General features: G+C 58.0%; 7 protein-coding genes and 1 rRNA gene. 4 read left to right on the forward strand and 4 right to left on the reverse strand.

Annotated features, from left to right (window positions below):
- Window positions 1-100: 100 nt before the first annotated feature.
- Together rrf and APH41_RS27130 are read left to right on the forward strand one after the other, a co-directional pair.
- Window positions 101-216 (forward strand): 5S ribosomal RNA (rrf, locus tag APH41_RS27125).
- A 274-nt stretch (window positions 217-490) separates the two neighbouring features.
- The gene (locus APH41_RS27130) at window positions 491-2,371 is read left to right on the forward strand and encodes a methyl-accepting chemotaxis protein (RefSeq protein WP_034125396.1); all 1,881 of its coding nucleotides are present in this window, start codon (window positions 491-493) and stop codon (window positions 2,369-2,371) included.
- A 63-nt stretch (window positions 2,372-2,434) separates the two neighbouring features.
- Here the strand turns inward: APH41_RS27130 and APH41_RS27135 are convergent, their stop codons facing one another.
- The 4 genes from APH41_RS27135 to APH41_RS27150 all read right to left on the reverse strand — a co-directional run bounded on the left by APH41_RS27135 (window position 2,435) and on the right by APH41_RS27150 (window position 8,595).
- Window positions 2,435-5,812 carry an amino acid adenylation domain-containing protein gene (locus APH41_RS27135; protein ID WP_054922560.1) on the reverse strand — a complete coding sequence of 1,126 codons (3,378 nt, stop codon included), beginning with the start codon at window positions 5,810-5,812 and terminating at the stop codon, window positions 2,435-2,437.
- Window positions 5,809-6,756 (reverse strand): diiron oxygenase, encoded by a 948-nt coding sequence (locus APH41_RS27140; RefSeq protein ID WP_054922563.1) that lies wholly within the window; start codon window positions 6,754-6,756, stop codon window positions 5,809-5,811. Before APH41_RS27140 ends, APH41_RS27135 begins: the two co-directional genes overlap by 4 nt.
- On the reverse strand, window positions 6,753-7,511 hold the full coding sequence (locus tag APH41_RS27145) for a DUF3050 domain-containing protein (RefSeq protein ID WP_054922566.1): 759 nt from the start codon (window positions 7,509-7,511) through the stop codon (window positions 6,753-6,755). Before APH41_RS27145 ends, APH41_RS27140 begins: the two co-directional genes overlap by 4 nt.
- A 373-nt stretch (window positions 7,512-7,884) precedes the next feature.
- The gene (locus APH41_RS27150; protein WP_034125400.1) at window positions 7,885-8,595 is read right to left on the reverse strand and encodes a GntR family transcriptional regulator; all 711 of its coding nucleotides are present in this window, start codon (window positions 8,593-8,595) and stop codon (window positions 7,885-7,887) included.
- Between the two features lie 318 nt (window positions 8,596-8,913).
- On the opposite strand from APH41_RS27150, the gene lapG reads away from it, so the two are divergent.
- Complete coding sequence (gene lapG, locus APH41_RS27155) at window positions 8,914-9,537, forward strand: cysteine protease LapG (protein ID WP_371262647.1); 624 nt, start codon at window positions 8,914-8,916, stop codon at window positions 9,535-9,537.
- Between the two features lie 14 nt (window positions 9,538-9,551).
- Window positions 9,552-11,498, forward strand: coding sequence for a cyclic di-GMP receptor LapD (gene lapD, locus APH41_RS27160; RefSeq protein ID WP_054922570.1), 1,947 nt, complete (start codon window positions 9,552-9,554; stop codon window positions 11,496-11,498).
- The last annotated feature ends 8 nt before the right edge of the window (window positions 11,499-11,506 follow it).

The following is an 11,506-nucleotide window of genomic DNA, read 5'->3' on the forward strand; positions in this document are numbered from 1 at the left end:
AAAACCCCTGTCTGCTAACGCAGACAGGGGTTTTGTTTATGTAGAAGCTCATGAATTTCACCGGCACGTTGCCAGCGCAACGGTCTGGTACACAGAATTTCTTGACGACCATAGAGCATTGGAACCACCTGATCCCATCCCGAACTCAGCAGTGAAACGATGCATCGCCGATGGTAGTGTGGGGTTTCCCCATGTGAGAGTAGGTCATCGTCAAGATTGAATTCCGAAACCCCTGTCTGCTAACGCAGACAGGGGTTTTGTCGTTTAGGGCGGCCCACCGCAGCAAATCTGCCTTACGGCTACCGCCTGTCGGTTTCCTACGTTAAAAGAAGATGCTTCTCACAAATTCCTAAGATTTGTCGAAGTTTGGCCGAAAGCCTGACGAGCCATGCGTGCACCGAAATAGAGCGACCGCAGAGTCCGCCTATCCCGATACATGGAATGTTCCACTCGGCACGCTCACCCCCCTTTGGCAAAAGAAGTCGATGAAATGAATCTCAAGTTCAGTCATAAAATTCTGTTGGCCGCGTCAGGCGTCGTGGTTTTAGCCTTCGCGTTATTTACCCTCTACAACGACTACCTGCAGCGCAGCACCATCAGGCAAAACCTTACGTCGTCCATCCAGCAATCCGGCGAGCTCACCGCCAGCAGTGTGCAGAACTGGCTCAGTGGTCGCATCCTGGTCCTCGAGAACCTGGCGCAGAACGTTGCCCACCAGGGCAGCGCCGCCGACCTCCCAGGTTTGGTCGATCAGCCAGCATTCACCACCAATTTCCAGTTCACCTATGTAGGTCAAACCAATGGGGTATTCACACAGCGCCCTGACGCGAAGATGCCTGACGACTACGACCCCCGTCAGCGCCCTTGGTACAAGCAAGCAGTAGTGGCGGACAAAACCATGCTTACTCCGCCTTATATGGCGGCTGTGGGCGGTCAGATCGTGACAATTGCCATGCCGGTGAAAAAGAATGGCGAGTTGTTGGGTGTTGTCGGTGGTGACCTGAGCCTGCAGACACTGGTGAAGATCATCAACTCGGTAGACTTCGGTGGTATCGGCCATGCGTTCCTGGTCAGCGGTGATGGCCAGGTCATCGTCAGTCCGGACCAGGACCAAGTGATGAAGAATCTCAAGGACATCTATCCCGGCACCAACGTGCGCATTGAGAAGCTCAATCAGGACGTTGTCCTCAACGGTCAGGATCGCATCCTTTCCTTCACGCCTATCAGCGGCTTGCCTGGCGCTGACTGGTACATCGGCCTTTCGATCGACAAAGAAAAAGCCTATGCCCCGCTGGGCAAATTCCGTACTTCGGCCTTGATTGCGATGTTGATTGCCGTTGTGGCTATTGCGGTGCTCCTGAGCCTGTTGATTCAAGTACTGTTGCGCCCGTTGACCACCATGGGCGTGGCCATGCAGGACATTGCCCAAGGCGAAGGTGATTTGACCCGACGTCTCGACGTGACCAGCAAAGACGAGTTCGGCGAGGTCGGCAGCGCATTCAACCAGTTCGTCGAGCGAATTCACGCGTCGATTTCCGAGGTGTCTTCGGCAACGCGCCAGGTGCACGATTTGTCCCAGCGTGTGATGGCTTCATCCAATGCGTCGATCATCGGTTCTGACGAACAGAGCGCGCGTACCAACAGCGTGGCCGCAGCCATCAACGAGCTAGGGGCCGCCACCCAGGAAATCGCGCGCAACGCTGCTGACGCGTCCCAGCATGCCAGTGGTGCCAGCGAACAAGCTGACGATGGTCGTAAAGTGGTGGAGCAAACCATTCAGGCGATGTCGGAGCTTTCGCAAAAGATCAGCCTGTCCTGCACTCAGATCGAAACCCTTAATGCCAGTACCGATAACATCGGACACATCCTGGATGTGATCAAAGGCATTTCCCAGCAAACCAACTTGCTCGCCCTAAACGCGGCGATCGAAGCGGCCCGTGCTGGCGAAGCAGGGCGTGGTTTTGCCGTCGTGGCGGATGAAGTGCGCAATTTGGCGCACCGTACCCAGGAGTCGGCAGAAGAAATCCACAAGATGATCACTTCGCTGCAAGTGGGTTCGCGCGAAGCCGTGACCACCATGAACGCCAGCCAGGCTTCCAGCGAAGAAAGCGTCGAAGTCGCCAACCAGGCAGGTGAGCGTCTGGTCAGCGTGACGCAACGTATCGTTGAGATCGATGGCATGAACCAATCCGTCGCGGCCGCCACTGAAGAGCAGACCGCCGTGGTTGAAACCCTCAACGTCGATATCAACCAGATCAACTTGCTGAACCAGCAGGGTGTGGCCAACCTCAACGAGACGCTCAAGGACTGCGATGCGCTGTCCCAGCAGGCCAGCCGACTGAAGCAATTGGTCGATAGCTTCAAGATCTGATCCTGACCGCATCGGAGCGAGGCCTCTCGCTCCGATCGCTTGGTCTCACGTCCAGGGTGCTATTCAGAGGAAACTGATAGCGCTCAGATAGTCGCAGCCTTTGCGTAACAGCGCCTGGCTCTTGGGTGGATAGCACATGCCCATTTTTTCCACGCCCCACCGGGCATTGTCGTAACGGATCATCGATGTGTCACCGATGTCCTCGCCCAGTCCGTCCAGGTAAAAGCCCAGCACTCCGAACAACGCGTTATTGCGGCTCACTTTGCGCAGCGCCCGTTGCCAGTGTTCAATGCTTACTCGGTCAAAAGCGTGCCCAGCCTCGCTGAAGGCGTCGAGATACTGGTCCCAACTCAAGGGCAGTGGGTTGTGCAGGTTGAACACGTTTCGCCCAGGGTCAAAGCGCACGCTGTGGTAGGCGATGAAACGCGCCAGGAAGTCCACCGGCATCAGATCGAAATTGACGTCCAGTCGCGGGACCATCCCTAATTGCAGAGACCCCTTGAGCATCAACATCAAGCGGTTTTTCTGTGGCTGGCAAACGCCGTTCTGGCTGTTGAAGCTGATATTTCCCGGCCGATGAATATTGACCCAGGCCCCTTGCTCGACTGCCCGTCCTAATAGCCGCTCGGCTACCCACTTGGAGAGGTTGTAGCCATTTTTCACATAGAGCGGCAGTGCGCGTCGGGCAGGCGCTTCAAGCACGGACCCGTCGACGTCCACGCTGCTGCAGGCTGACAGCGTCGAGATGAAATTGAGGACCTTCTTGCAATGGGTCTCGCAAAGGCGCAGGCATTCCAGCACCGGCTCGACGTTGTCCTTGGCGAGTGAGGCGTAATCCATCACATGATTGACCTGCGCGGCGTTATGCACCACCACGCCGTAATGACGGGCGAGGTGCTCGTACACGTCGTCGGCCAAGCCCAGGCGAGGTTTACGAATATCGGCGGCGTATACCTGTACTCGGCTCAGGTCCAGATGTTCCAAGCGGTATTCACGCAATGCCTGGGCGAACCTTGTCGCTGCCGAATGGCCGGGCAACTCGCGCACCAGGCACGCCACGTCCTGCGCCCCGCCAGTCAGCAGTGCCTGGACAATATGAACCCCGACAAAGCTGTTCGCGCCGGTGACGATGGCTTTGCGCGAGTCTCCCGCAAGGGTCTCGGGCAGCATCTCGACCTCCAGTGCTCGCGTCGCATCTTGTTCCATCTGGTTGGATGGTGTATCCGGCAGTGCACTGCCATCCATGAGTGCGGCCAATGTGCGGATGGTCGGCGTCTCAAAAAAGGGGCTCAGGCAGAAGCTGCGGCCAAACTGCTCGCGCAGGCGTAGCAACAGGGTCGACAACAGGATGGAGTGGCCACCGAGGTTGAAAAAACTCTCATCAATCGAGAGTTCGCCTGCGGGTAATCCCAGCAGCTCACCCCACACGTCAGCCAGTTGTGCCTGCAAAGGGTCTTGTATGCGACAGCGATCCATCCCGATGGGTATGGGTATTGGCATGGCCAGCAAGGCCTTGCGATCGATCTTGCCGTTATTCGAACGGGGCATGCATGCCAGTTCGCTCCAAGCGCTGGGCTGCATATGCACCGGCAACCACTGTCGAGCATGTTCCTTCAGGCTTGCCAGCGTAGCGCCAGATTCCGGCTGGGCGGCAAAGCCGATGACTCTGTGTGCCGTATCGATCACCACTGCCACTTGGCGAAACAAGCGACTATCGCGCAAGCACTGTTCAATATCCTGAGGCTGAACTCGAAACCCGCGGATCTTGACTTGCTCATCCCTGCGGCCGCCCAGTTCGATGCCTTCTTGCGTCCATTTTGCCAAGTCGCCGCTGCGATAAGCCTGTAGCACTTGGCCATTTGGCAGTGTCAGCGTCACGAACGGATTGTCGGCCCGCGAGAGTGTATTCGAATAACCCAGGCTTACTCCGGGACCGACAATGTACAAGTCGCCCATTACCTGTTCATCCACGGGCTGCAGGTTCTCGTCGAGAATCAGCACCTGGCTGTTAGCGATGGGGAGGCCGATATTGCGATGGCTGTCACCTCGTTGGAATACCCGATGGGTCGCCAACACAGTGGCCTCGGTCGGCCCATAGAGGTTATGCAACTGGCATTGACCGGCCAGTTGTTCGATCACGCAGGGCTCGCAGAAATCACCTCCGGTCAGTAAATGAGTCATGCCCAACGGCTGATCCAGCGGCAGGATGCTGAGCAGTGCCGGTGGCACAAACCCATGAGTGACGCGTTGCTTGCGAATCAGTTCTACCAGTTGCTGAGGGTCGTGACGCTGGTCTGGGCTGGGCACAATCAACTCGGCGCCGGCGATCAATGCAGGGAAAATATCGATCAGTGAAGAATCGAAGCCCAGTGGCGAAAATTGCAGGACGCGACTGTGTTGATCCAGCGCCACGCAACTGACGAGCCAGGCCGTGAAATGCGCCAGGTTGTATTGGCTCAGCAGTACCCCCTTGGGCTGGCCCGTCGTACCCGAGGTGAACAGTGCCACGCACGGCTCGTCGGCACGGGGGTGACGGTGCATCAGCGGTTGCGTCATGTCGGCGCTGTGCGCGGCCACCTGGCTCACATCAAGTGAAACGAAACGCTCTCGCAATGGGTGCTGGCCATTCTCCAGCAGCACACAGGCCTTGAGGCTGGTCAGCATGCAGTGCTGGCGTTGCTCCGGGTGGTCAGGCACCAGCGGCAAATACACGGCGCCACAGCCAAGCACCGCGAGAATACTGGCGTACAACTCGGCAGATTTCTCCAGGCATACGCCGACCACTTGTGGAGCCTCGGCATCCTCCAGCAAGGGAAGCAGGCGTTGTTGAATAGCCATGGCTTGTTGCTGGAGCTGCCGATAAGTCAGCGCATGACCGGCGATGTTCAGCACTGTTCGATGCGCGAAGGTATTGAGGCTGGCCTGCAGCCGTTCGATCATGGGCGTTCGGGCCGCGTGCAGTAAGGCAGGGGCCGCCGTGTGGTTGAACCGGTGCATGAAAGCCAAGGCATCCAGCTCTTGCAGGCCCTGTTCAGGCCAGGCGTTAGCAGCGGCCGTTGCCGAGAAATAAGCGGGGTCTCTTGAAAAACCGCAGACCAACAAAGCAGCCCACTCCACCACTGCATTCGTTGCCTGCTGACGCAACCGCTGCCCATTGCCGCTGGGCTCCCGGGCAACGTCGTGCACCGTCAGCAGGCGCCGCTCCCGGTCGTAGCAGCGTAACTGTAATGAGGGCAGCCCGTGTTCGCAGAGCGGGCCGATACCCACGCGCAAGCTTAACCATGGCGCACTGGCGGGCGAGGGCGGCAGCGGCTGACTCCCGTCTTCAATAACCAGATCCACAGACCCCGTTCCTGCCACATGCCCATATTGCTCCAGCTCCTGCCTGAGCGCCGCCAGAGCGTTACCGGTACCACGCCACTCGATCTGCAAGCGCCTCATGCCAACCTCCTCGATACGGGCAGGTAGTCGCGCAGGGCTCGTGCCACGCTGGGGGTTTGCAGTACGCCGCTGTGGTGCAGGAGGCCCATGATATTGGCCAGCAGCGGATGTTGATGGGTGATGGGAAAGTCCAGCGCCTGGATTTCGTCGCGCAGTGCCCGGCGCGTATCGGCACTGATAGCCAAGTGTTCGATCAGTTGCAGATCGAAGTCTTTCTGTAGGTCGTTGGTCAGGTAGTGCGTCAGGAACACGGGCAGGGCTTGAGCAATGTGGTCGCGATCTTCAGAGCTTGCCGATTGCCAGTAGAGGCGCACCAACTGTGTCCAGAACCGCGCATGCCGCCCTTCATCAAACAGATGATCGGCCATCAGGCCGCGGACAGAGGATTTGACGCTGCCATCTTTGGAAAACGCTGCGACGTCATGGGTGATGGTGTTCTCAGCGATGGCGACGCCGATCAACTCTACGGCATCGTGCAAGTATGCCGGTACCTGTGCCTGGGCTGCCGGCAGCGCGCGGCCCAATTCAATTTGCCCGGGTAGATCGAGCGGTTGGATTCCGGTCATCTGCACGGCTTGCTGCAGGAAATCCAGCGCGACCAGCGCGTGATAATCCTCGTCGACAACGACCGTCATCGCATCGTAGCGGCAGGCGAGCGGGAAGGGCAGGGAGAAGCGATTTTTAGCGATGCTGCGCGCGGTTTTGTCGACGATCTCGGTTTCGAAAATCACCACGTCATTGATGAATTTATAGAAGCTTTGCACCAGCACGAAGTCGCGCCATTGCGGGCAGTGCTTGAGAAAGGTGGCACTCAACACCAGAGGCTGACGGCACAGGGGGAAGATGAGTTTGTCGTCGTCTTCCAACATCCGCCGGGGGCGTGTGCGGATGGTTGCGCGACGCTCCCAGTCGTCGGCAAAGGATTGGTAATGAGCGGCGTTCACGGACGTACCTCTTGCATCGAGGCCAGTACGTCGTCCCAGAGGGTAATACGACTCTGCACGGCGCCCAGGGCGGCGTTATCGGCCTGTTGCTGACGGCTGGGGTCTGCGTCGACCAGGCGCTGTAGCAACCGTTGCGCCGCGGGCTCGTGATCATCGCTGTCTATTTCGATATGGCGGCTGAGGTAGTGACATAGCGTAGGGGCCTGCCGACCTATGAAAGCATGGCTATGCAAAAGCCTTTCGAACATTGACGGAATCACACACTCTCGGCCATGCAGGAACGCCGCCGCCACACAGTGGGTCGGAGCGCTCAGGGCAATTTGTAAGGTGCTGTCGACGAAGCGGGCCACGCCCTGGGGCGCATCGATCATCTGCAAGGCTGCGCTTACCTCCACTCCCTGGCTTTGCAGGTCGATAAAGCGAGTGATTGCGACCGTGCTGGCGCCCACTTCCGTCATTGCGTCCAAGTACAGCTCGAAGTGGCTGCAATAGCCCCGCGTCGGGTGCTCGTCCGACTCTTCCGCCAGCACGATTTCATTAATCAGGCGGGCAGCGTGCGGGTCAGTGGAGGGGAGCCAGGGCAACTGCATGCAAGTGAGGTCCTTTTGCAGGCGTTTGGTCAGGCTCATGAAATCCCAGACAGCAAATACATGGTGTTTCATGAAGTGTTGTAACTTGCCGAGGCTGGTTATTTCTATAAATAACGGATGATCAAAAAGTTGTCGTTTTTTTTGCGCGAGTGAATGTGGGTACATGGTTGACGCCTATGAGTTGTTGCGAGTGCTCTAAAAGCAGTGTTGAAATATTATAGTTGTGAGTGCGAGAGTAACTTGAGCGCGCCCACGCGCACGGCGAGGCCCTTGCACTAGGCAGACGCAGTGGATGGAAAGGTGTGTCTTGCTGGGAAAAGATAATAAGCTGATTGAATGTTTGAACCGGTATACAAATGTATTAGATGTTTTTCCCGATATTTATGTGTGTGGTGATTGCCCAGCTATACGTGGGATTTTGCTGCGCGCTGAGTCGGCTTTAATTATGATTTGGTTCTTTGTTTTTTCTGATGGAGCAACAATCCCTGATAAGAAAGTTGCTACATCACCTAAGGATCAAGGGCAAAAGCGAAAAAACCTACTGAGTGGGGTTTTTTTCGGCGCTCTCAAGGCCGCTGAGGTAGGTCGCGATCACCTCCATGCCTCGCATCAAGTGGTTACGCAGCGTCAGGATGCTCTCCTCGACCTTCTTCTGCGCTACCAGGCTCAGCAGTTCGCGGTGATCCTCCTGGGAAGTCTCCCCCAGCCCCATCGCCTCAAGGTTGAAGCGCAGGAAGCGCTCCTCCTCATTCAATCCGTGCTCGACCAAAGTGAGCAGCCGCTGGTTGGGCGCCTTGCCGTACAACACCATGTGAAACAGGCGATTGAGCCGACCAATCTCGGTGTAGTCTTTCTCGCTTTCCAGTGCGTTGATACAGGCCTCGGCTTGAGCAAGGTCCGCGTCGGTGAGCAACGGAATCGACAGGCGCAGGGCCTCGGACTCCAGCAACATGCGCAGGGCATAGGTCTCGGCCGAATTGTCCTCGATCAAGGGAGCAACGACGGCACCCTTGTGAGTCACCACATGCAACAAGGATTGCGCCTCCAGCTGGCGCAACGCTTCGCGTACCGGCATGCGACTGACGCCGAACAGGCTGGCCAGTTCTTGCTGGCGCATGGCGGTGCCACAGGGCAATCGCCCATCAAGGATGGCATTACGCAACGTTTCTTCGATAACGGAGCGCGCAAGATGGGCGGGAATAGGCCCGCTGATTTTGATGCTGCTTAATGGGTTCGGCTTCTGCGTCACGGTTGCGCTATCCTCCTTTCTTGAATAATAGTCTGGCTAATTGGATCCAAAGAACACTAAAGATGGGCCAGGTGCTTGTCAAATAGCCAAAGTTTCCGTTTGTAAGTGCTTACACAGCATACTTTGTGTCTCTCACAAGGGCGGTTATAAAAACGCCGCCTCCTGCGATGATTGCACTGTGCCATTGTTTTTTGTAGGGCCAGGCTTCACCATCCCTGGAAATTCCGTCTCTTTCACGGACTGAACATTTTGGCGGTAAGTTTTAATCCCTATCGACTGCTTTGCTGGCTTTTATCAGCAACTTTACTGGCCGGCCTGATGCTCGGCGGGCTGCGTGCCGATTGGGATTTCTCGCAAATCAGCCGCAAGGCTACCGCCGTCTACGGGCCTTTGGGTCAAGGCCAGCAGCGTATCGACGCCTGGCAGCGGTTATTGGTGAGCGAAAAACAGGTCAGCGAGCAGGAGCAGCTCAAGGTCGTCAATTTGTTCTTCAACAAGCAAATGACCTACGTGGAAGACATCGATCTCTGGCACGTTGTGGATTACTGGGAGACGCCCGTCGAGGCACTCTGGAAAGGTGCTGGTGACTGTGAAGACTACGCCATCGCAAAATATTTCAGTTTGCGTCACCTGGGCGTGTCCAGCGACAAGTTGCGCATTACCTACGTCAAGGCCCTGCGGCAGAATCGGGCGCACATGGTCCTGACTTATTATTCGAGCCCCGACGCCGTCCCACTGGTGCTCGACAGCCTGATGGATGAGATCCTGCCGGCTACCCGTCGCACCGACCTGGTCCCGGTGTACTCATTCAACGCCGAGGGGTTGTACTTGCCTGGTGCCAAAGGCAGCAAAAAAGTCGGTGATACCAAACGCTTGTCGCGCTGGCAGGATGTGTTGAGAAAAATGCGTGCGGAAGGCTTCCCAGCCGAGCCTGCCAACTAGGAGTAACTGATCGGATGTCTCTGTTCAAACAGCTATTGATCGCAATCTGTCTGTTCCTGGTGGTCGCCTTCAGCGGCAGCTTCATGGTCAGCCTGGAAAGCTCGCGCACCCAATACGTCAACCAATTGCGCTCCCACGCCCAGGATGCCGCGACGGCATTGGCGCTGTCGCTCACCCCGAATATCGATGACCCAGCCATGGTGGAGCTGTTGGTCAGCTCGATCTTCGACAGCGGTTACTATGCCAGCATCCGCGTCGTGGACCTGGCCACCGACAAAACCATCGTCGAGCGTAGCGGTATTCCCGACAACAACGGCGTGCCCAACTGGTTCGTCAAGCTGATCGGACTGGAGCCGGCGGGCGGTGATGCCCTGGTCAGCCGTGGCTGGGAACAGGCCGCACGGGTAGAAGTGGTCAGCCATCCGATGTTCGCCCTGGCCAAGCTCTGGCAAAGCGCCCTGGGTAGCCTGGGCTGGTTGCTCTTGTGCGGTGCGGTCAGCGTGGTGCTCGGTGGGCTGCTGCTGCGCCGGCAATTGAAGCCGTTGGACTATATGGTCAAACAGTCCCACGCCATTGCCCGCCGTGAGTTCCTCAGCCTGCCTGACTTGCCCCGCACGCCTGAACTGCGGCGGGTGGTGCAGGCCATGAACCAGATGGTGGAAAAGCTCAAGGCGCTGTTCCAGGAGCAGGCCGAGCGTAGCGAAAAACTGCGCACCGAATCCTATCAGGACAACCTCACCGGCCTCGCCAACCGCCGTTATTTCGAGATGCAGCTCAACGCCCGCGTCAGTAACCCGGAAGAGACCAACTCCGGCTACCTTCTGCTGCTGCGGGTCAAGGACCTGGCCGGCCTCAACCAGCGCCTGGGTGGCCAGCGCACCGACCAGTTACTGCAAGCGGTTGGCGAACAACTACTGCGCCAGTGCGCGCCGTACCCGGAAACCCATAACCTCGTCACCCGTATTCGTGGCGGTGAGTTCGCCGTGCTGGCGCCGGGGTTGATGCGTGAAGAAGCGATGCAGCTGGCGCAAAACCTGGAAAGCACTTTGCTCAGCCTGCAAGCGACCGGCGCCAGTGACGTTACGCCGGTCGCCTATATCGGCCTGGCGCCGTTCAGCCATGGCGACGCGCCCCAAGCCCTGCTGACCCTGGCCGATCAGGCCCTGGCCCAGGCCCAAGCGCAGGGCGACACCAGTTGGGTGTGCCTGGACCGCAGCGCCGCCGCCAGCGTGGGAGACGATCACCATGCTTGGCACACCTTGTTGGACCAGGCCCTGACCCAGCAGCGCTTCCAGCTGTACTTCCAGCCGGTTGTCGCCAGCCAGGACCCGCAATTGGTCTTGCATTACAAAGTACTGTCGCGCTTGCAGGACGAAGACGGCCACACCATACCGGCCGGGCGCTTCCTGCCGTGGCTTGAGCGCTTTGGTTGGTCAGCCCGCCTGGACCGCCTGATGCTGGAGCAGGTGCTCAAGCAGATGGCCAGCCACACCGAGAACCTGGCGCTGAATCTTTCGGCCGCGACCTTGCAAGATACCCAGGCCCTGAACCGCGTTTATGACCTGCTACGCCAGCACAGCAACCTGGGCCCGCGCCTCACCCTGGAGATTGGTGAGGAGCAACTGCCTGAGCAGCCCGTGCTGGAACAGATGACCCAGCGCCTGCGCGAACTGGGCTTCTCCCTCAGCCTGCAACGTTTCGGTGGGCGGTTCAGCATGATCGGCAACCTGGCGCGCCTGGGCCTGGCGTACCTGAAGATCGACGGCAGCTACATTCGCGCCATCGACCAGGAAAGCGACAAGCGCCTGTTTATCGAGGCCATCCAGCGAGCGGCCCATAGCATCGACCTGCCGTTGATTGCCGAACGTGTAGAGACCGAGGGCGAACTGAAGGTGATTCGTGAGATGGGGATTTTCGGCGTGCAGGGCCAACTGTTTGGCGAGCCCGCGCCCTGGAAATAATTCACCTG

Source organism: Pseudomonas sp. NBRC 111138, from assembly GCF_001320835.1.
In the GTDB taxonomy this organism is placed as follows: Bacteria; Pseudomonadota; Gammaproteobacteria; order Pseudomonadales; family Pseudomonadaceae; genus Aquipseudomonas; species Aquipseudomonas paracarnis.

Bases quoted from the DNA above. Each gene is read 5' to 3' on its own strand.
- APH41_RS27130 (WP_034125396.1), top strand. From the start codon at position 491: ATGAATCTCAAGTTCAGTCATAAAATTCTGTTGGCCGCGTCAGGCGTC.
- APH41_RS27135 (WP_054922560.1), bottom strand. From the start codon at position 5,812: ATGAGGCGCTTGCAGATCGAGTGGCGTGGTACCGGTAACGCTCTGGCG.
- APH41_RS27145 (WP_054922566.1), bottom strand. From the start codon at position 7,511: ATGTACCCACATTCACTCGCGCAAAAAAAACGACAACTTTTTGATCAT.
- lapG (WP_371262647.1), top strand. From the start codon at position 8,914: ATGCTCGGCGGGCTGCGTGCCGATTGGGATTTCTCGCAAATCAGCCGC.
- lapD (WP_054922570.1), top strand. From the start codon at position 9,552: ATGTCTCTGTTCAAACAGCTATTGATCGCAATCTGTCTGTTCCTGGTG.